The organism is Vibrio sp. Y51_MX_L26 (genome assembly GCF_024181935.1).
GTDB classification, from domain to species: Bacteria; Pseudomonadota; Gammaproteobacteria; order Enterobacterales; family Vibrionaceae; genus Vibrio; species Vibrio diabolicus.
This window is the reverse complement of sequence record NZ_JAMZAS010000001.1, coordinates 1,265,750-1,286,646: the sequence shown is the minus strand read 5'-3', so window position 1 is coordinate 1,286,646 and position 20,897 is coordinate 1,265,750. Positions and strand designations below refer to the sequence as shown.

Annotated in this window: 20 protein-coding genes and 1 pseudogene; 19 read left to right on the top strand and 2 right to left on the bottom strand. The window is 46.9% G+C overall.

Features of this window, described 5'->3' with window-relative positions; genetic code table 11:
* The first annotated feature begins 6 nt into the window (after positions 1-6).
* The 9 genes from flgE to NL645_RS05550 are packed head-to-tail and all read left to right on the top strand — an operon-like array spanning position 7 to position 8,487.
* Positions 7-1,203 carry a flagellar hook protein FlgE gene (flgE, locus tag NL645_RS05590; protein ID WP_046873843.1) on the top strand — a complete coding sequence of 399 codons (1,197 nt, stop codon included), beginning with the start codon at positions 7-9 and terminating at the stop codon, positions 1,201-1,203.
* Positions 1,204-1,215: 12 nt separating this feature from the next.
* On the top strand, positions 1,216-1,947 hold the full coding sequence (flgF, locus tag NL645_RS05585; RefSeq protein ID WP_253651367.1) for a flagellar basal-body rod protein FlgF: 732 nt from the start codon (positions 1,216-1,218) through the stop codon (positions 1,945-1,947).
* Between the two features lie 27 nt (positions 1,948-1,974).
* A complete protein-coding gene (gene flgG, locus NL645_RS05580) occupies positions 1,975-2,760 on the top strand; it encodes a flagellar basal-body rod protein FlgG (protein WP_005395297.1) in 786 nt (261 codons plus the stop codon).
* A gap of 32 nt (positions 2,761-2,792) precedes the next feature.
* Complete coding sequence (gene flgH / locus NL645_RS05575) at positions 2,793-3,464, top strand: flagellar basal body L-ring protein FlgH (protein ID WP_005395295.1); 672 nt, start codon at positions 2,793-2,795, stop codon at positions 3,462-3,464.
* Positions 3,464-4,585, top strand: a complete 1,122-nt coding sequence (locus NL645_RS05570) for a flagellar basal body P-ring protein FlgI (RefSeq protein ID WP_031780462.1) — start codon at positions 3,464-3,466, stop codon at positions 4,583-4,585. Before flgH ends, NL645_RS05570 begins: the two co-directional genes overlap by 1 nt.
* A gap of 10 nt (positions 4,586-4,595) precedes the next feature.
* Positions 4,596-5,144 carry a rod-binding protein gene (locus tag NL645_RS05565; RefSeq protein ID WP_253651366.1) on the top strand — a complete coding sequence of 183 codons (549 nt, stop codon included), beginning with the start codon at positions 4,596-4,598 and terminating at the stop codon, positions 5,142-5,144.
* Entirely contained in the window at positions 5,145-6,518 is a 1,374-nt protein-coding gene (gene flgK / locus NL645_RS05560; RefSeq protein WP_005395291.1) for a flagellar hook-associated protein FlgK, read from the top strand. It begins immediately after the preceding gene.
* 11 nt (positions 6,519-6,529) lie between these two features.
* Complete coding sequence (gene flgL, locus NL645_RS05555) at positions 6,530-7,429, top strand: flagellar hook-associated protein FlgL (RefSeq protein WP_005395290.1); 900 nt, start codon at positions 6,530-6,532, stop codon at positions 7,427-7,429.
* 17 nt (positions 7,430-7,446) lie between these two features.
* The gene (locus NL645_RS05550; protein WP_253651365.1) at positions 7,447-8,487 is read left to right on the top strand and encodes a flagellin; all 1,041 of its coding nucleotides are present in this window, start codon (positions 7,447-7,449) and stop codon (positions 8,485-8,487) included.
* Positions 8,488-8,575: 88 nt separating this feature from the next.
* Here NL645_RS05550 and NL645_RS05545 read toward each other — a convergent pair whose 3' ends face one another.
* Complete coding sequence (locus NL645_RS05545) at positions 8,576-11,230, bottom strand: DUF2339 domain-containing protein (RefSeq protein ID WP_253651364.1); 2,655 nt, start codon at positions 11,228-11,230, stop codon at positions 8,576-8,578.
* A 424-nt stretch (positions 11,231-11,654) separates the two neighbouring features.
* On the opposite strand from NL645_RS05545, the gene NL645_RS05540 reads away from it, so the two are divergent.
* The 4 genes from NL645_RS05540 to NL645_RS05525 all read left to right on the top strand — a co-directional run bounded on the left by NL645_RS05540 (position 11,655) and on the right by NL645_RS05525 (position 15,848).
* On the top strand, positions 11,655-13,454 hold the full coding sequence (locus tag NL645_RS05540) for a sodium:proton antiporter (RefSeq protein WP_253651363.1): 1,800 nt from the start codon (positions 11,655-11,657) through the stop codon (positions 13,452-13,454).
* A 239-nt stretch (positions 13,455-13,693) separates the two neighbouring features.
* Positions 13,694-14,713 (top strand): type 2 isopentenyl-diphosphate Delta-isomerase, encoded by a 1,020-nt coding sequence (fni, locus tag NL645_RS05535; protein ID WP_006741316.1) that lies wholly within the window; start codon positions 13,694-13,696, stop codon positions 14,711-14,713.
* A 192-nt stretch (positions 14,714-14,905) separates the two neighbouring features.
* Positions 14,906-15,169, top strand: coding sequence for a DUF3012 domain-containing protein (locus tag NL645_RS05530; protein WP_005395285.1), 264 nt, complete (start codon positions 14,906-14,908; stop codon positions 15,167-15,169).
* 280 nt (positions 15,170-15,449) lie between these two features.
* Complete coding sequence (locus NL645_RS05525; RefSeq protein WP_046873838.1) at positions 15,450-15,848, top strand: GFA family protein; 399 nt, start codon at positions 15,450-15,452, stop codon at positions 15,846-15,848.
* Positions 15,849-15,944: 96 nt separating this feature from the next.
* On the opposite strand, the gene NL645_RS05520 is transcribed toward NL645_RS05525, so the two are convergent.
* Positions 15,945-16,295 carry a rhodanese-like domain-containing protein gene (locus NL645_RS05520; RefSeq protein ID WP_046873837.1) on the bottom strand — a complete coding sequence of 117 codons (351 nt, stop codon included), beginning with the start codon at positions 16,293-16,295 and terminating at the stop codon, positions 15,945-15,947.
* Positions 16,296-16,564: 269 nt separating this feature from the next.
* Between NL645_RS05520 and NL645_RS05515 the strand changes: the two genes are divergently transcribed.
* The 6 genes and pseudogenes from NL645_RS05515 to NL645_RS05490 all read left to right on the top strand — a co-directional run bounded on the left by NL645_RS05515 (position 16,565) and on the right by NL645_RS05490 (position 20,822).
* Complete coding sequence (locus tag NL645_RS05515; protein WP_005373989.1) at positions 16,565-16,855, top strand: co-chaperone GroES; 291 nt, start codon at positions 16,565-16,567, stop codon at positions 16,853-16,855.
* Positions 16,856-16,888: 33 nt separating this feature from the next.
* Positions 16,889-18,487: a chaperonin GroEL gene (gene groL / locus NL645_RS05510; RefSeq protein ID WP_005395280.1), complete on the top strand. Its 1,599-nt coding sequence runs from the start codon at positions 16,889-16,891 to the stop codon at positions 18,485-18,487.
* A 105-nt stretch (positions 18,488-18,592) separates the two neighbouring features.
* Positions 18,593-18,802, top strand: coding sequence for a hypothetical protein (locus tag NL645_RS05505; RefSeq protein WP_005395278.1), 210 nt, complete (start codon positions 18,593-18,595; stop codon positions 18,800-18,802).
* Between the two features lie 153 nt (positions 18,803-18,955).
* Positions 18,956-19,927, top strand: a complete 972-nt coding sequence (locus NL645_RS05500; protein WP_253651362.1) for a leukocidin/hemolysin toxin family protein — start codon at positions 18,956-18,958, stop codon at positions 19,925-19,927.
* A gap of 194 nt (positions 19,928-20,121) precedes the next feature.
* A pseudogene (locus tag NL645_RS05495) lies at positions 20,122-20,391 on the top strand (LysR family transcriptional regulator); the annotation flags it as partial.
* Between the two features lie 59 nt (positions 20,392-20,450).
* Positions 20,451-20,822: a VOC family protein gene (locus NL645_RS05490; RefSeq protein ID WP_046873836.1), complete on the top strand. Its 372-nt coding sequence runs from the start codon at positions 20,451-20,453 to the stop codon at positions 20,820-20,822.
* Positions 20,823-20,897: the final 75 nt, after the last annotated feature.

Sequence of the window (20,897 nt, the reverse complement as noted above, 5' to 3'; positions counted from 1 at the left end):
CTTTTTATGAGTTTTAACATCGCACTAAGTGGTCTGGACGCGACCAACACAGAGCTAAACACAATCAGTCACAACATTGCCAACGCATCAACGTATGGTTTTAAAGGTGGCCGCACAGAATTCTCCGCAGTATATAACGGCATGCAACCTGGTGGTGTAGAAGTCGCGTCAATTTCACAGAACTTCGACAAAGACGGCAGTATCTCAGGAACTGGCCGTGCGATGGACTTGGCGATCAACGGTGGCGGATTCTTTGTCACTAAAGACAATATGGGTCAAACGCTATACACGCGTTCAGGTGTATTCGCGACAGATAAAGATAACTTTGTTACCGCTAACAGTGGCGCAAAACTGCAAGGTTACAGTGTGGATAGCAACAACAACCTGATGACAGGCTCTGTGGGCAATATCCAAGTATCTACGTCATCACTGAATGCAAAAGCGACAGACGGTCTTGATTTTGTTGCAAACTTTGATGCAAGTGCGTCTGCCATTGATAAAACGGTAACGCCGTTTAATCCGGACGATCCAAACTCATTCAATTCGTCTTACACCACAAAAGTCTATGACTCGCTGGGTAACTCGCACACGGTAACCCAGTACTTCACTAAGACCGCTTCTAACTCTTGGGAAGTGAATGTTCAAGTGGATGGTGGCGCAACACCAGTGACAACGGTACCAGTAACGTTTGACAAAGACGGTTCGCTTTCTTCACCGACGGCTCCGTTTAATGTTTCATTCCCTGCGGCAGGCGCAAACGCGATGAGTGTCGACATTAACTTGAAAGGCAGCACGCAGTTTGGTGCGAAATTCGGCGTAAGTACTAACAGCCCGAATGGTTACACATCCGGTGAGCTTGCAGGTGTACGCGTTGAAGGTAATGGCATGGTTTACGCGACCTACACTAACGGCCAATCACAGCTGCAAGGTCAAGTTGTACTTGCAGACTTCGCCAACACACAAGGTTTAGCAAAAGTGAGTGGTACGGCGTGGACTCAAAGCTTTAGCTCTGGTGCGCCGATCATGGGTGTCCCTGGTTCAGGTACGTTGGGTGATTTAACCCCAGGTGCGCTAGAAGGTTCTAACGTTGACCTAACCAGTGAGCTTGTGGCGCTTATGACCGCACAGCGTAACTACCAAGCAAACGCGAAAACCATCTCTACCAGCGACAAGCTAACTCAAGCTTTGTTTAACGCGGTGTAATGGGAGTTTTGCATGGATAGCTTGTTATTTACTGCAACGTCAGGTGCGAGTCGAGTTCTTAAGGCTCAGCACGTGCGTTCAAACAACTTATCAAACGCTGATACTGCTGGCTTTCGAGCGGATATGGAGCGCGTGCGCAGTGTAGAAATGCAAGGCCCAGGTTTTGATGGTCGCACTATGGTTGTGACCAACTCTGCCTCAACGCGTTTTGATTCTGGCGACATTATGAAAACGGGACGCCCGTTGGATGTCGCCATCATGGGTGAGGGTTATCTTGCTGTTGAAACTCCTGCGGGTAACGAAGCGTACACGCGAGCGGGCAATATCCAAGTCGACACTTTTGGTGCCATGACCATCAACGGTTTTCCTGTTCTTGGTGAAAATGGGCCTTTGGTTGTGCCTGATTATCAAAAGATTGAAATCAGCGAGCGTGGTCAAGTATCCGTGATTCCGCCAGGTGGTAGCGCAGAAATCGTCGCGGGAACGTTGAAGTTGGTTAAACCAGAAATGAACCAACTTCAAAAAGAGAGTGACAGCCTACTGCACAGTGTAGATGGCGTGCCATTCGCTGCCGATGAAACCGTGCAACTTTCTCCTGAGCACATTGAGGGCAGTAACGTATCTGCCATTGATGAGTTGATTAGCGTGATGTCGTTAACGCGTAACTTCGAGATGCAAGTTCGCATGATGAAAACGGCCGAGACGTTGGCACAAGCTGGTAATAAATTAATGGCGGCGAGATAAGTCTCGCCCCGCAAGGAGTAATAAAAAATGCATTCAGCATTATGGGTAAGTAAAACAGGCATGGCAGCGCAGGACACGAAGATGACTGCCATTTCTAACAACCTAGCGAACGTAAATACAGTTGGCTTTAAGCGTGACCGAGTTGTATTCGAAGACCTTTTCTACAGCATTCAGCGTCAACCTGGTGCTCAAGTAGACCAAGTTAACGAGTTGCCAAGTGGTATTCAGCTAGGTAGCGGTGTTCGCGTAGTTGGCACGCAAAAAGTGTTTACGCAAGGTAACACTCAAAATACAACACAAGAGTTGGACCTTGCCGTTATGGGACAGGGTTTCTTTCAAATCGAAAACTCGGATGGACAGATCATGTACACACGTAATGGTCAGTTCCATGTCAACTCTGAAGGCTTGATGGTTAACAGCCAAGGCTTGCCGTTAGAGCCACAAATTCAGATCCCAGATAATGCCTCTTCATTCTCTGTTGGTGTTGATGGCACGGTAACAACAACGACGGCGGACGATCCAACGCCACAGCAGCTTGGTCAAATCACACTCGCAAAATTCATTAACCCAGCAGGCTTAGAGGCCGTGGGTGGTAACTTGTTCCGTGAAACGGAAGCCAGCGGCCCGGCAGATGAACTGATTGCTGGTGAAGATGGCGCAGGCCTCATCAAGCAAGGTGCATTGGAAGGTTCAAACGTACAAGTAGTGGAAGAGATGGTCGACATGATCACGACTCAACGTGCGTATGAGATGAATGCGAAAGTGGTCTCTGCTGCAGATGACATGCTGAAGTTTGTTTCGCAATCAATGTAAGTATGAAATTGGTGATGATGAAGGAAAAAGCAATGAAATGGCTTTCTAAGAGTTGGGCAGTAGCCGCCGTGTTGCTGGTGGGATGTGCCGGCCGTCAGGAATTTATTCCGCCTGAGCCAAATGCCGAGGAATACGCACCACCAACGCTCGATTACACGTTGCCGGAAACCCAGTCTGGTAGTCTTTATCGTCACCAATACACGATGACCCTGTTTCAGGATCGTCGTGCTTACCGAGTTGGCGATGTGTTAACGGTTCAACTATCAGAAGAAACCTCATCGAGCAAAAAAGCGGGTACTAAGTTTGGCAAAAGTTCAGCGGTTAATTTCGCGGCGCCGACCATAGGAACGAAAACGTTCGATGAGTTAGGGGTTAGTGTCGATGGCAGCCGCAACTTTGATGGCAGTGCTTCAAGCTCACAGGGCAACAAGCTGCAAGGTGCAATCACCGTAACGGTACACGAGGTGTTACCTAATGGTGTATTGCGTATCAGTGGCGAAAAATGGCTGCGCCTAAACCAGGGAGATGAGTTTATTCGTCTCACTGGCATTGTTCGTGTGGATGATATTAATCGCAGCAACCAAGTTTCTTCTCAACGAATTGCTGATGCACGAATTACCTACGCAGGTCGCGGAGCTCTGGCTGACAGCAACGCAGCCGGATGGCTAACTCAATTCTTCAACAGCCCATGGGTACCTTTCTAATGAAGACAATGCAATCTTTCTTTACGTCTTTCCTATTGGTGTTGACCTTGGGATTACCAACCACTTCACATGCTGAAGTGGAAATTCCGATCATGGACTTGGTCGATGTACGCGGCATTCGAGAAAACCAATTGGTCGGTTATGGTTTGGTGGTTGGCTTAGCTGGCCAGGGTGACCGAAACCAAGTGAAATTTACTTCTCAATCTATTACCAACATGCTCCGTCAGTTTGGGGTTCAAATTGATGACAGTATGAACCCTAAGCTACGAAATGTGGCTTCTGTGAGCGTGACAGCAACCGTTGATCCAATGGCGGGCCCTGGACAAACTTTGGACGTGGTCGTGTCTTCAATTGGTGACGCGAAAAGCCTCCGTGGCGGTACGCTATTGTTGACGCCTTTACGCGGTATTGATGGTGAAGTGTATGCCATTGCACAAGGAAACGTCGTGGTGGGCGGTTTATCAGCAGAAGGGCGAAGTGGCTCCAAAGTCGAAGTTAATACACCAACGGCAGGTCGCGTCCCGAATGGTGCGACGTTAGAGAGAGAAATCAAAACTGACTTCAACCAGCGTGATGAAGTCACCTTAAACCTGCGTAAACCAAGTTTCACAACGGCAAAAAATATCGCGCGTGAAATCAACAACACTTTTGGGCCTAACGTTGCTGTTGCGATCAATAAAGCGCGCATTGATATGCGTGCACCAAAAGATACCCAACAGCGCGTAGTGATGATGTCGATGCTTGAAGAAATGAGCGTCGTGGAAGGCCGCAAGCCGGCTCGAATTGTCTTTAACTCTCGTACGGGAACGGTCGTGATCGGTAAGAGTGTCAAAGTAAGTGAGGCAGCAGTGAGCCATGGCAACTTAACCGTGCGAATTTCTGAATCACAACAAGTCAGTCAGCCAAATGCGTTTGCAAATGGCGATACGAAAGTCGTTAACCAAACGGATCTTGATGTGAACGAAGATTTAGCTCAAATGGTGATTTGGCCTCCAGGCACGGAGCTCAACACTATTGTGACTGCGGTAAACAGCTTAGGTGCCACACCTACTGACTTAATGTCTATCCTGCAAGCACTGAGCGAAGCGGGTGCATTGAACGCTGAATTGGTCGTGATTTAAGGAGTTAAGGATGAAACTAGACAGTACCAATGAACAAACTCAACTGAATTCGATGCTGTATCACGACAACAGCGCACTTGCCAACATCAAGCAGAGTCGAGATCAGGAAGGCGTGCTTGAAGTAGTGGCGGGTCAATTTGAGGCGATGTTTTTACAAATGGTGCTGCGTCAAATGCGCAGCAGCAGCGATGTTCTAGCGGATAAAGACAGCCCGTTTGCAAGCCAGCAGCAAGGTGTTTTCCGCGATATGTACGATGGGCAACTGGCAATGGAACTGGCAAAAAAGCAGAGCTCAGGCATTGCCAATATGCTCATCCAGCAACTTAGCCCCTCTATGCGCGAAGTCGCCTTTGATGCTGCGCGTAACATCTCATCTGCAAACGATGGTAAAGGTGCGAATTCTGAATCTATCTCACAGCTTGATGCTAACGAGATTGAGGGGAACTCAAGCTTATTTAATACCGCCTCTCAAGCCGTCGCCTCTGTAAAACAGGTGCTCGGTGAGGCCGGTATGACTACCGCGTTTTCTCAGCCGTTGATCAGGAAAATGGAGCTGTAAATGAACCTAGTTAATATTGCCCTTTCAGGTTTAGGCGCGAACCGCGTGGCCTTAGACGTAACGGCACAAAACGTGGCGAACGTGAATACTGTGGGCTACAGCCGTCAACAAGCGTTGATGGCATCAGTTGATGACGGAAAAGCCAACCGCTTAAGCCCTGGTTTAGGGGTAGAGGTCACCAGCATTCGCCGCGTTACAGACCAATTTCTGATTAAGCAAACGTGGTCCACTAACAGTATGGCGGCGTACGCTTCTGGCTACACCAGCAACATGAGCCAATTGGAAAATACGCTAGGGGCCGATGGCTTCAGTATTTCTGCTGGTTTGGACTCTCTAAACGCTGCGCTTAACGATGCCACGGTTAAGCCTGAGTCGATCCCTTACCGTCAACAAATCATCAACGAATCTGAAGCGTTGGCGCGCCGCTTTAATACGTTGACCGAGTCTTTGCACAACCAACATAAAGATATGAGCGACCAGCGTAATGCGGCACTCAACCACGCGAATAGCCTCATGGAAAACATCGCGAAGGTAAACAAGCAGCTGGTTGAAATGCAAGGAACAGGCGGCAACCCATCGCAGCTTATGGATGAACGAGATAAATTGATCGGCGAGTTATCTCAAACCATCGAAATCAGAACAACAGAACAGCCTGACGGCAGTGTTCAGGTAACGTTGACCTCTGGTCAGCCACTTGTGATGGGCACGGACCATGGCAAACTCGCAGCCGTACCGGACCCTAGTGACCCTTACGTAGCAGACTTACACGTAACATTCTCAAGCCAAAGTTTTGCGATTGGTGACTCTCTTGGTGGCAAATTAGGTGCGATTAACGATTATCAAACCGATGTATTAAAACCAAACCAATTGGCTTTGAATGACATGGCGAAAGCATTAGCGGATGAATACAACGCTGTGCTCGCTACTGGACAAGATTTAAATGGTAACCCAGGTAAACCATTGTTCAGTTACGACCCTGCCAACCCAGCGGCAAGTTTGGATATCACTGAGTTAACTCCAGGTGAGCTTGCTTTTTCAAGTGATGGTACGCCAGGTAATGCGGATGTATTGCAGTCGTTGATTAATTTAAGCAACAAACCTGTTTCAGTGACTGGCTATGGCTCTGTGAGTTTGAATGACGCATTCAGTTCTATGGTGGGTCAAACCGCGATTAAAGCACGCCAAGCAGACGCCGATTATCAAGCTAAGTTAGCCATGAACAAGCAAGCACATGCGGCTCGTGACAATGTGAGTGCCGTTAACAGTGATGAAGAAGCGGCTAACTTAATGACGTTTGCTAATGCACACAATGCCAACATGAAAGTGATCAGCACAGCGAATCAGCTGTTCGATTCTGTATTGCAGTTATTCTAAAGGAAACCCAGATGCGAATCAGTGACAATCAATTTAGCCAAATGATGCTGCAAAGCCTGCAAGGTAACAATGCAGGTCTGGGGCACGTGCTACAACAAATGACGACAGGTGAGCGTCTAACTAAGCTATCTGACGATCCAATGGCATCGATTAAGCTGCTTAATTTGGACCGTGAAAACAGCGCCATCGCCCAATATCAAAACAATATCGCAAACGTCAAAACCACGCTTTCGAGTCAAGAAACACATTTAGACTCAGTGAAAGAGAGTCTGATGAGCATGCGTGATATTGCATTATGGGGCGCGAATGGCTCACTGACTGATCAAGACCGTACCGGTATGATCACGGAGCTAAAGAGCTATCGTGATTCAATTGAGTCGTCTTTCAATGCTCAGGATGAAGAAGGGCACTACCTATTTTCAGGCACCAAAACTGACACCCCTGCTATAAACAGTGCAAGCGGTAGTTATGTCATCGAGGGCAACAGCGATAAACGTGTCGTGACGATTGCGAAAGGCGTAACGATGGATTCCAACATGACGGCAAAGGATATTTTGGACCTTGGTGGCGGCAAAAACGTACTGGATCAAATTAATAATCTAATTACAGAATTTGAGAACCCGAGTCCGAATTTCCAAGCTGAAGTGGACGCAAGCCTGAGTGCCATTGATGATACGTTGGCAAGCGTACTTGGCACGATGACGGAGATTGGTGGTCGACACAATAACCTAGATTTGGTTGGCGGTGCTCATGGTGAGAATAAACTGTTCGTCGATAAAGTATCAGGTGACCTCTCAGCTCTGGATTACGGTGAAGCATCGGTACGCTTGAGCAATTACATGGCGGCTTTGCAAGCAACGCAAGCGAGCTATGTAAAGATCAATGATCTATCGTTGTTTGACCGTCTATAAGGTTAGGAAGTTCTTTTATGGTAATGAGTACAGTAGAGGTTAGACCCCATAGCATACGCTTGGGTGGGCAAGAACAAGCCTCTATCATGCCGACCCGTTCTGCAGACTCAAGTACTGCAATTAAACCGCGCCCGGCGCAAGTTCAGGCTGACACTGCGTCAGCCTACTCTGTCTCTGGGATTCAACTGACCCAGGGTCAGCAGCAAGCGACGGCAGTGCAGGTCGCATCGAAATCGTTGCAGGTGATTGGCAAAGAGCTGACTCAAATTAAACGTGGTTTGACGCAAGCGGTGAATCAAGGCGTGCAAAATGTACCTGGCTTGCAGGATACATTGGTTCGTTCTAAAGCCACCATTCAGAACGTTGTGGAGCATGCTCGTTTCGACGGCCAGAAAGTGCTCAACAACGAACTGCATTTAAAGCTAGATAAAGCAGACATTCGTCGCTTTTCTATTCCTGGCTTGAACGTGCATCGTTTAAGTGACAAGGCTGAGCAAATTCGTTTGGATTTCCCTCAGGGTCAAGCGGTAATGATTCAGTTCGATGGACAAGCCGATGGTGCTCGAACTGTCAAAATGCTTGACCGAAGCTTGATTGCTTTAGGGATGCGTGCCTCATTAGCTGACGATGGCAGCATTTTATTTGAAGCCAGAGACAACGCTTATCAGCAAATGCAGCAGAAAGTGATGGTCACGGGCGAAGGGCACCGTTTTCCTGCGGGCCAGCCGAACGTTCTAAATCTAAAGTCAGAGCCAGATGGTATTGCAGAACTTGGGTTTGATTTGGCGTCACGCGATGGTATGAAACAGACGATTGCCAAAGTGAACCAGCACCTAAGACAAGTGCAAACGAGCTTGCAGGAAGCGAAAGCATTTCATGGAGAGTTGAATACTCAAATGCGCTCAATTCAAAATAAAACCGCGCAGCTTTCTGTGGATGATGTGAATGCAAAACTGGATGGTTTTGTGCAGAAGTCTGGTGAGTTTACCTCGACTTTTCAAGCGTTGAATGCACAAGCAAACGTGCGTCGTCATACGGTTGTTGCGTTGCTAAAATAACGAACACTCCAATGATTCCCGGCTTTGCATCGCTATCGCCCCCCAATAACGAGAACGGTGCATTGTCGGGAATCTCTCTTTAATTCGTTTATGGTTCGAGTGCTTTTGCCACCGAGCGATTCAATTTCTGGAATAACCACCCAAGCGCGATTAAAGATGCTCCTAAACCTAAGAAGCTGATTGCTCTCCAGAACCCATCCAGAGAACTAACATCCCATAAGAATACTTTGAGTGCGACAAAAGCTAAAACCACTAGACCCACGCGCTGCATCATCAACCCTCTGTGTGTCACACCGCGCCAAGTAAGCAATCCACCCACGAGCAAACCTGCTACTGAATAACTGAACAGTTCTGCCATGCTGGTCGGTTGGTACAGCATCATGGATGTGGTTTGCCAGAATTGACGGATAGACATACCTAACCAAATAGCAGCAAGTGCAAAGCCTAGGCTAGCAACCGCAAATCGATGAACCTGTAACGTATTCCAGCCTCTAAAGGTTGCGATAAGTAGGATGCAAGCTGGCAGCAACCAGCCGACGCTTAGCATATTAATGACGGGAAGAGCTTGGGCTGAGACGTTGTCAGTCACCAATGGCGACTCTGCCGTATTAAGCAAAATTATCAGCAATGCGAAGGCACACCAAAGCAGGTAGCTGTAGGCTTCATAGATGCGGCTTAAGCGTTGTGCAAATTGGCTACGGTAGCTGTACACCAAACCCATAACCAACGCTTGGTTAGCAAAAACGATGGCGCTTGTGAAATCAAGGTGTCCCAAATAGCCGTACTGCCCAGTTAACCAGTAGTTGGTTTGGGTGAATAGCGCCATTAAGAATACATGCAAAAATGCGCCTTCAAACCAGTTGGTCAGTTCGAGGTCCACTTGCTTTAGCGTGGCTCGAGCATAGAGCAGGATGATGAGAGACGGTAGGTAACTCACAATAACCCAAGCCCAATGTCCTGCTTCTACGGGTTGCCATTCAGGGATGAAGGGTAAAAGTGTGAGGCGGATGACCAGTATCCCCATCGCCACTTTAATCGCCCAACTTGCGGGGCGAAATAACCCTGATTGCGTCTGTAGCGCCATTACCGCAACTTGTATCGAGATTGCTGTCGTCAACCAGGTATCGCTTAACCAAACAAAGGCGACGCCTACGATTAAAGCGTGCATGACGGCAGAACATTCCAATGCTAGCGAATGTAAGCGTTGACCAAGTACAACGTAATAAACGGTCACCAATGCGCAAAATGCAGTCCAGTGCCACAGGTAGCCTTGCATAAATTCGTCGACATAAAACAGCGTAATCAAACTCATTGCTGGAGCCAGTACCAACAGAAGTACGCCGCTGAGTTGCGATCGGTCACTGAGTGACTGGCAATAAGTTCGACAGCAGATCAGTGCAATACTGGTGGCTAATGCGAGTAAGATACTGGCACCATGTTCTGGCATATACAAAGCGTCAAACGCGACAGTAAGGACAACAAGTGCGGTCGCAGAGACCAATATGGAAGGCAAAAATACGCGCAATGACCAACCTGTGCGAACCGCTGGGAGCCATACTGTCGCAACGAGCAGCGCATAACAGTACACCATTTGTAGTGTGTCCAATTCTGGCATTCTAGTGACAGCCGAAAAGGTCAATAACGCAATCGCGAGAGAGGTAGCGGTCGGCGGATTTGTCCACTTATTCTGGCAGTGATGATAACGAGGATGGAGTGTCCAACCCAGTCTTGGAACGGCGAAAATAAGATAAAGAGTAATGGAGAGATAAATAGCCAGCCAAGAAAAAAGCGTCTCAAGCGGCATGCTTTCAATGAGCAACAGCATCCAAACAACATGTGGAAGCGCGATGCTTGGAGAAATCCATGCACTACGCACTTTTTGCATTAGCAATGTTGCCGCGACCGAGATCGCGCTGATATACCCAGCTAATAAGAAGTAATTAGGCTCGCTTCCACCAATCCATAACGGTGCGGTATATCCACCAATCAGACCAAGCACCGCCATCAACGGCCCTTGCTGTAAAGATAGAGCCAAGCTACAAAATGCAGCAGCGGCTAAGATGATAAGCGAGACACTAGGCGTCAGCATTTGATAAACAACAAACGCAAAGATAACCGTGCAGTAAATGCCAGTTAGCCCGGTTCCGGTAACGGCGGCAGGCACATAAGTAAAGCCTTGGGCTCGTGTTGCTCGTTGAGGATTTTGTTGTTCTTTGCGGTGGAACCATTCGCCAACAAGCACCATAAGTAACGAGAGTACAAACGCAAAGGACACACGCATAAGTGGCGAAAACTCAATGTGACTACCAATAACCTGTACGAGATACCCCCCACCAATTAGCATTGCCAGCGCGCCCACCCAAACCAACCAGTTTTCTTGAATGTTGCTAAACAGACTCTGCACTCTACTTGGCAATATAGACTCTTGTTCTTGACTAAAAACGTCCAGTTGAACTTCGCTTGTCTGGTATTGAGCTTGATGTGTTGCGTTTGGATAAGATGCTCGGTCGGTAATCGGGTCATGCTCCTTAGAGGATGAGGAGTTTGCCTCTTTTGTTACCTCTTCAACACTGGATTGTTGGCACGTTGGTTGGTTCGAGTCCTTATTTAGACTGACTCGCAGTGATGTTACCTCTTCACGAAGTTTGGTTAGCTCTTTTTCTAAAAGTGCTGCTCGGTTGGCGGCTTTCACTCCGATGAGGATGGCGAGCAATGCCATGAATAGTGCTAGTATTACGTACAATCCATTTCTCCTTGCGTACGTCGCGTGACACACGATTCTTAACTTTGAGCACGTACGCTAAAGCTTAGTCCAAGCGCTTTGCCTTAGCTTCATATAGTGCTAGGTTCCGCGCTTTCTTTAAGAATCATTCTACATAATGAAACTCAATGCGTAATGATGAATTCGACGAAGTGACATACTTGTATGTCACTTTAAGACCTGATGAACAGAAATGAGTCGTTAAGTCATTGGGGTTCAACTATATTCATAATTCTGATGCGATACCCAAGTGACCTCAAAAATGTGTATTTCAGAGGCATGCTGTCGAAGAGTCGAAGGTAAGCCGTTTAGTCTGCATGCTAAGTCATGCTTATTGAACCGCACGCCCGAGGTTATTTGGGTATAGCGCATTCACGCGAAAAAAGACAAAACAGGTAAATTATTAATGCAAGTGGGTAATGAAGCGCTGGTTCTATCAGCGGTTGGGGTCATTGGTTTAGGTTGTCAGTGGTTGGCATGGCGATTGCGCTTACCAGCGATTTTATTTTTGCTGCTAGCTGGGTTGATTGTCGGGCCATTTATGCAGTGGTTAAATCCAGATGAGATTTTAGGGAATTTGCTCTTTCCGTTGGTTTCATTGGCGGTTGCGGTGATTCTTTTCGAAGGCAGCTTGACCCTAAACTTTAAAGAAATTCGCGGTGTGAGTGGCTCAGTCTGGAGTATCGTTTCCATCGGGGCCATCATTTCGTGGGCAGCAACCAGTATTGCGACGCACTATTTCCTCGGTTTTACTTGGGAGCTCGCCATGTTGTTCGGCAGCTTAACCGTGGTAACAGGTCCGACGGTGATCGTGCCACTTCTTCGGACGGTAAGGCCTAACAGTACGCTTGCTAATATTTTGCGTTGGGAGGGGATCTTGATTGATCCACTCGGTGCGCTTTTTGTTGTGATGGTTTATGAGTTCATCGTATCGCACAGCGCGATAAATAGCGTCGGAGTGTTCGGGACGCTCATTGCCGTGGGCGTCATTCTTGGTGCGGCCTCCGGCGCAGCAGTCGCGACAATTATGCGCCGTGCGTGGCTACCGGAATACTTGCAACCATTTGCAGTTTTGATGATCGTGCTTGGCGTATTTTCCGTCTCCAACCATATTGAGTCTGAAGCAGGATTACTCACGGTTACTGTAATGGGTATGTGGCTTGCCAACGCAAAGGGCATCAATATTCAACAAATTCTGCACTTTAAAGAGCACTTGACCATATTGCTGATCACCGGCCTATTTATTTTCCTTGCTGCACGCATAAGCTTGGATGATTTTGCTGCGCTGGGTAGTGGCGCGTTATTGCTGTTTGTATTTATGCAGTTGGTGTCGCGCCCGTTGTCGATTTTCCTCTCAACCATCCGCAGTAACTTGAGACTCAAAGATAAACTGTTTCTGTCTTGGGTTGCACCGCGCGGTATTGTCGCTGCCTCTATTTCGTCTCTTTTCGCGATCAAATTGACCGAATACGGTATTGATGAAGCGATTTTACTGGTTCCTATGACCTTCATGGTGATCATCGGAACGGTTGTTTTACAAAGTGCAACGGCACGTCCTGTCGCATTGATGTTGGGCGTCGCGGAGCCAGCGCCACGTGGCTTCTTGTTGATTGGTGCTAACCGAGTAGCCAGAGAAATTGGTCAAGCGTTGGCACGTTATGACCGCCGCATATTGATGACCGATTCTAACTGGGAGTACATCAGTCAAGTTCGTATGTTGGGGCTGGATTACTACTACGGAAATCCGATTTCTAGTCACGCAGATGACAATTTGAACCTGATAGGGGTGGGACAAGTCGTTGCATTAACGCCTGACCAGCATTTCAACATTATGGCTTGCATGCAATTTGTCGACGAGTTTGGTGAAGATAAAGTTCACTGCTTGCAAAAAGTGAAAACCAACGGCAATGGTAGCGAGAAGCACTCCGTGGCTCAGGAGTACCACGGTAAATTGCTGATGGGCGGTAACGTAAGCTATACCCAGCTGGCCAGTTTGTTGAGCCGCGGTGCAGAGATAAAACACACGAAGTTGAGCGACAACTTTACGTATCAAGACTATTTAGCGCATCACAAAGGGAACTCGGTAGTGCCGTTGTTCCACGTTGAAGAAAAAGGAAAAATTCAATTCTGTGATGACCCTGAGCAGTTTGCTCCAACCACCACAAGTACCGTTGTGTCTCTGATTCTGTCAGAAAGCGCAAAGTAAATTAGAGAAGTATGCGGCTCATTTTTATCGTGGTGTCTCGCACGCTGATTACTTCAACTTGGTGAAACACTCGCCTGCTTGTTTAAAACAGAAGGCGAGTTTCTCTTCCTATAATGTCAGAGTAAGTCGTGATTCATTACTGGTTTCGGAAAAGTAATCTCGTGAATTCAGAAAATTCGCATTGACGTTACTGATAAGGATCGCAATACTGCGCGACTGTTTTACTTTAGGGTGACATTATGGCTCCGCAAACTAACCGAAAAGATTTACATCTAGACGCTGTTTTACATCATGACATGAGCATGAAGCATAAAACGGCGGGCTTTGAGTCTGTCGAGTTTGAACACTGCGCGCTGCCAGAATGTGACTTTCAGGCGATCGACCTGTCGACAGAGTTTCTTGGCCACCGATTGGCGCTGCCGTTTTTGATTAGCTCGATGACAGGTGGAGCGAAAGACGCTGAAGTGATCAATTGTCGTTTGGCTGAAGCCGCCAGTGAATTAGGCATTGCGATGGGCGTGGGGTCGCAGCGTATTAGCTTAGAAGAGCGCCAACACGCAGGTCTAGGTAAAACCATTCGTGATTTAGCCAAAGATGTGCCGCTTTATTCCAACCTTGGAGCCGCTCAATTGCGCGACAAAGGTAAACTTGATAATGCGCAGCGTGCGGTTGAATCCATTCAAGCGGATGCGTTGTTTGTACACGTAAACCCAATGCAGGAAGCGTTTCAGAAAAATGGCGACCATAATTGGATTGGGGTCTTACACGCTATCGAGCAGCTTAAATCTCGCGTGAATGTTCCGATCATTATCAAAGAAGTCGGTTTTGGTATAAGTGGTCACGTTGCGCAGCGATTGGTTGACGCCGGTGTGGATGCTATTGACGTAGCGGGCGCGGGTGGCACAAGTTGGAGCGCGGTTGAAGGCTATTGCCAAGATAACCCGAAAATGCAGCGTGCAGCCGAGCTTTTTCGCGATTGGGGTATCCCGACGGCAAAATGTTTGACTCAAATAAGAGCACAGCATCCTACATTACCTTTGATCGCCTCAGGTGGTGTGCACAACGGACTTGAAGCGGCGAAAGCCATACATTTGGGCGCCAATCTCGTTGGGCAAGCGGGCGCAGTCTTGAAAGCGGCTACCATAAGCACTCAAGCGGTGGTCGAGCACTTTGAGCAAATGGCGTTAGAGTTACGTTTATCATGTTTTGGCACGGGGTCTTCTAAGATCAGCGCATTAACGCAAGCGCGCTGCCTATAGGTGTTTATGGTGTCATTTACGCAGCTTGGCTCAATAATTTTTCGGTGTCTTAACACGTAGACTGATAATTTCGTTATAGTTGATACAAAAGTCACTTCAACAAGTGACTGCTTAATTCAGACCGTTGAATGGGCATTTGTTGAAGCGATTGAGTTTTATTTTAATATTGTTTGCAACTGGAACCTTAAATTTATGAAAAAACTAGTCATGCTGATGTTGGCGGCTTCTGCTTTAACCGCTTGTAGTGATGAAGTGGGCACTGAAGGCTGGTGTAACGACATGCGCGATAAGCCAAAAACAGAATGGACAGCAGACAACGCAGTAGACTTTGCGAAGCACTGTGTTCTTCAAGATGGTGTGGGCAGCGAGCAATGGTGTGAGAACTTGAAAGATAAGCCAAAAGGTGACTGGAGTGCAAACGAAGCTACCAGCTTTACTAAGCACTGCATTTTCTAAGCACTACACTTTCTCAACAAGGCGTCTCTCATTAAGAGCGATGACTGTGTTAGACAAAATATTAAGAAAACACCAAGCGTCTTGCTTGGTGTTTTTGTATCGACAATAGCTTGAGCTCTCATGTGCTGAGCACACCTATCTTTCCTCTGAATAGAGTGTTTTACATTTTCGTTTCATTTTTGAAAACCTGTATTACCTGCCTTTAATTTTTCGCATTGCAGTGGCATGGTGTCGGTGTATTCGTCTAATTCAATTAGATTCATAACAAAAAGGGACTCAAATGGAAGTACTCAAAGGCTCATGTCTGTGTGGTAAGGTGAAATTGGAAGTGGCAGATGAATTCAAGTACATGGGAAATTGCCATTGCTCGGAATGTCGCAAGTTCACAGGCTCCGACTACTCGTCTGCAGGTGGTATCGCTTTGGATAAGTTGCTCATTACTCAAGGAAAAGAGGATATTCAGACTTATCAGAAAAGCGAAAATACCATGCTATGTTTTTGTCGCCATTGCGGATCGAGCCTGTATTCGAAAAAGAACAATGGGATTGTCAATATTCGCCTAGGGGTCTTGGATGATGCACCATCCCACAAGCCAAATTTCCATATTTTTGTCGCGTCCAAAGCGCCGTGGCTTGAGATATCGGATAACCTGACTCAGTTTGAGGCCGGGCCCAAATAGAGTAGTAGCGGAAGAGATTTATTTAGTAACAGAGGGCGTTGCAATAAGTTTGCAACGCCCTCTGCGCTTTTATTTTTGAAATTAGAACAGAGATGATTATTTGGCGTCTTGCAGTTCTTCTAAGCCACCTGCATTGTGCAGATTCGTGAACCCTTGTGATTGCAAATATTGATACGCTTTACCAGAGCGGTTACCACTGCGGCAGTACAATACGATCGCTTGATCTTTATCGACGTCTTGGAAATGTTTATCAAGCTCAGATAGAGGGAAATTGACCGCATTGTCTACATGCCCCTCAGAGAACTCTTGCGGCGTGCGTACATCGACAATCATTGCGCCTTTCTCAATCAGTTGCCACCCTTGCTCAGCACGCTCAGAAGCCGCAACGCTGAAAGAAAGCAAGCCAACGCACAATGTTGCAAGAAACAGAGATACGACCTTTTTCATTGTTTGATTATCCTTTTTAAGAGTATGTAACCACTCTAGATTTGATTGAACACATTTTCCATCATAAAGAGGTTTTAAGTGGTCGTGAATGTCAAAAGTTTCGATAGAAGATTTTATTCAATTCAATAAAAAATTTTTATGAAATCCACCTCTTGAACTCCAATTTTTCGACCTTATTATTCTCATCGAAAGCGAGCGGTCGACTCGCAAATCCATCTTGATGTTTATTCTGTCTTTTATTTTTGGTTCCAAGTAGGAGGCACTTAAAAATGAAAATTCGTCCTTTAAATGACAAGCTAATTGTTGAAAGACAAGAGGTGGAAAATAAATCTGAAGGGGGAATCGTTTTAACTTCTCAGTCGGTGAAAAAATCAAACCGCGGGAAAGTCATTGCTGTTGGTTTAGGTAAACGCCTTGAAAATGGCGAACGCGCTGCGATGGAAGTCAAAGTGGGCGACCAAATCATTTTCAATGACGGTTACGGCGTGAAAACCGAGAAAATTGACGGCGCAGAATACTTGATTCTGTCCGAATCTGATGTGTTAGCAATCGTTGAGTAATTATTTTTGTAGTAGTTTTTTGAGGAGATAATTATGGCTGCAAAAGACGTATTATTTGCTAATGACGCACGTCAAAAAATGCTGAAAGGTGTGAACTTACTGGCGGATGCAGTAAAAGTGACACTAGGCCCTAAAGGCCGCAACGTTGTGCTTGATAAATCTTACGGCGCGCCAACCATTACCAAAGATGGTGTGTCTGTAGCGAAAGAAATCGAACTGAAAGACAAGTTCGAAAACATGGGCGCACAAATGGTGAAACAAGTGGCGTCCAAAGCGAATGATGAAGCGGGTGACGGTACAACGACGGCTACTGTACTGGCGCAATCTTTCATCAACGAAGGTCTTAAAGCGGTAGCTTCTGGCATGAACCCAATGGACCTAAAACGTGGTATCGACAAAGCCACTGAAGCGGCGGTTGAGAAACTACGTGAAATGTCTAAGCCATGTAGCGACAAAGAATCCATTACCCAAGTGGGTAGCATTTCTGCAAACAGCGATCGCGCGATCGGTGAAATCATTGCAGAAGCGATGGAAAAAGTGGGTCGCAATGGCGTGATTACGGTGGAAGAAGGCCAAGGTCTAGACAACGAATTGTCTGTGGTTGAAGGTATGCAATTCGACCGCGGTTACTTGTCGCCATACTTCATTACTAACCAAGAAAATGGCAGCGTAGAGCTAGACAACCCTTACATCCTATTGGTGGACAAAAAAGTCAGCAGCATCCGCGAGCTATTGCCAGTGCTAGAAGAAGTGGCGAAATCTTCTCGCTCGCTATTGATCATTGCTGAAGACATCGAAGGTGAAGCGCTAGCGACATTGGTTGTGAACAACATGCGCGGCATCGTGCGTGCGACTGCGGTGAAAGCACCTGGTTTTGGTGACAACCGTAAAGCGATGATGGAAGACATTGCGGTACTAACCGCAGGTACGGTCATCTCTGAAGAAATCGGCCTAGAACTCGAAAAAGCAACGCTAGAGCAACTAGGTAGCGCGAAGAAAGTGACCATCACCAAAGACACAACAACTATTGTGGGTGGCGCAGCAGAAGCAAGCGCGATTGCTGATCGTGTGGCTTCGATTGAAAAACAAATCGAAACAACCACTTCTCAATACGACAAAGACAAGCTTCAACAACGTGTTGCGAAGCTTTCTGGCGGCGTAGCGGTGATCAAGATCGGCGCTGCAACTGAAGTTGAGATGAAAGAGAAGAAAGACCGCGTGGACGATGCGCTACACGCTACTCGCGCAGCGGTTGAAGAAGGTATTGTTGCTGGTGGTGGTGTTGCCCTAACTAAGATCGCGAAAGAATTGGCGGATCTAAAAGGTGACAACGATGACCAAAACGTGGGTATCCGAGTTGCGCTACGTGCGATGGAAGAGCCTCTCCGTCAAATCGCAACTAACGCAGGTGACGAAGCTTCAGTCGTAGCGAATGCTGTCAAAGCGGGTGATGCGGATTACGGTTACAACGCTGCAACAGGTGAATACGGCAGCATGATCGAAATGGGTATCTTGGACCCTGCGAAAGTAACACGTTCAGCGCTTCAATTCGCGGCGTCTGTTGCTGGCTTGATGATCACGACTGAAGCGATGATCACCAACCACGTTGAAGACAAAGAACTTGATATCTAACGTTATCAATCGTTAGTGATTAAGTAGGCGTTAAAACAACAATAACATTGCAAAACCTAAGCGGGCTCGCTTGAGCCCGCGAATCAGTCATTTGAGGTAAGTGTTATGACCCGTTTACCCGCGTTTTCTTTCTCAATATCTGAGCCGAGCGGTAATGAAGCTTCGTCAACGTGGCCGACGGCTATTCACTTCCCCCTCGTTCCAGCTGGGCCAGAGTTTTCGATCGAAAATGCTCTGCCTAAACGTCCGACAGTGACAATATTCACTATCGATTTGTCTCAGTTATTTAAAGGGGACGCACGGGTCATTCATTAACTGCATCGAAACAGCCAGCGTAAGTTGGCTGTTTTTTTCATTTCTGGGTGTAGGTCAAATTATTGATAATGTGAATCGTTTTCGTTTGATTGTCGCTACTTGTTCAATGTGTTAGCTTAAATTGGGACTGTTCCCAAGTAAGGTAATAAAATAATGAATAAGAAAATACTGCTTCCCTTAATGTTAGGGATTTCCGCTACTGCCGCTGCTTCTGATAACAAGGTTGTAGAAAGTGTCTTGATTGATGACATCGCGCTAGAAGGTTACGTGAAGAAAAGTTATGAGGTCGTGATGCAAAGCGAGCCTGAGCTTTTCCCGTACGAGTTTCGTGGTAGCCGTGTGCAGATGAAGTTACTGGTTGAGTTATTCCATAACTCAAAGAACGATAAAAAAGCGGCTCGCGTGATCACTCTAGGGAATGGTTATGTACCAGGTAAGCCGGGTGTAAAACACACTTTTGATGCAGCGATTGTTGACCGTTTTACTCAAAACTACCCAGTTGCGTTCGATTACAGCATCTATCAAGCTGGTGGCACGCCTGTATTTAGTGAGGATTACTCACCGCAAAACGAAGCCAATGATGTTTCGGTATCGACAACCACGGTTGCACCGTCTATCGGCTTAACCGCGACTGCAACACCGGGCTCGACACCAAGTTTTTCTGGCTCGTTGACGACCGACCTGGGTGTGGCTTATACGTCTCGCTACTCAAGTAAGGATTACGTCACCGCAGCCAAACCAAAGGCTTCCATGGAACGCGGTATGGGCGTTAAGTGGACCACCTCTCTTAGCCAAATTTACACCAACGATTACCAGTGCTACGGTAAATGGGCGGGCGTTTACCACTACACAGGTTGTTCAAACGAGAACCTATTACCAGAAGAGAACTTGCCGCGTTTGATCTACGGTTTCAAACCGAAATTCCAGTATGTGTTCACTCCAGAATTTGAGCGCGGAGAAGAGCCAAAAACGGAGATGATCGCACGAGCTGGCATGAAAGAAGTTGAAGAAGGTTTCTCTCGCAATGCGTGCAACTGGTACGATCAAGGTACAACGAGCCACTACACTGAGGCACAAATTCGCTTCACGATTGATTGGGATACGCTAACCGTTATCACTCAATAAACGTTTCACTTATCAGACCGAAGGTTTGTGGATTATAATGCGGCTCTAGTAGCCGCATTTTTATGGTCGAAATCTGATCGCAAGCGCATTAAGTCTTTAAGCCCAGCATCGCGGCGAAAATGACCAATCCCGCCCCACATGCTTGGGCGGATTGGCAGCAATCAACACGTTGTGAAACCTTCAACGGCAACACTCAGCAATCATTTGCGCATTTTTATTTTTGCATACAAGCCGCGGTGGATGGCTTAGGCGCGGCGATGGGATCGTATCCCTTTGTTATGGAAGATATTAAGCGCGGTAATTTAGTCGCGCCATTTGGTTTTGTGCTATCAGGTTGCAATTATGTTTTATTGAGCCAAGATAAAAAGCGTACAGAACTCGAACATAAATTCATCACGTGGTTACAAACGCAAATGGTAGAGTGTGTACCACTACCATCGCAGCAAAATACGCAAGGCGAATAGAAGGCGTAGAGCGTGATTACGTCAGTCAGTTTGATGGATAAGGGCTTAGGAAATTGGAAATGGAAAACCTCAATATTGTTGAAATCAAATCATTTGTTCCGGCGAAAGATTACGCGCTATCAAAACGTTTTTATGAGGCGATAGGCTTTGATATGGCGTCAGACTTCGGTGATGTGGCGTACTTCTCTCAAGGCAGCTGCGCGTTCCTTTTACAGAATTTTTATGAGCCAGAACAAGGCAACAACTTCATGATGCACTTGCTCGTAGAAGACGCAGAAAGCTGGCATCAGCACTTATCCAAAGTGGGCCATGAGGAATTTGGCTCGCGTTTGACTGAGCTGGTCGAGCAACCTTGGGGCATGCGCGAATGTTGTTTGTTTGACCCTAGTGGCGTTTTATGGCGAATCGGTCAGAACATGAATACTGATTAACGCCAGTCCTCTTTTCATCACATCTATATCGCGCAGGTATTAAGATCTCGATACCTGCGCGTTTTGTTTTTTGCT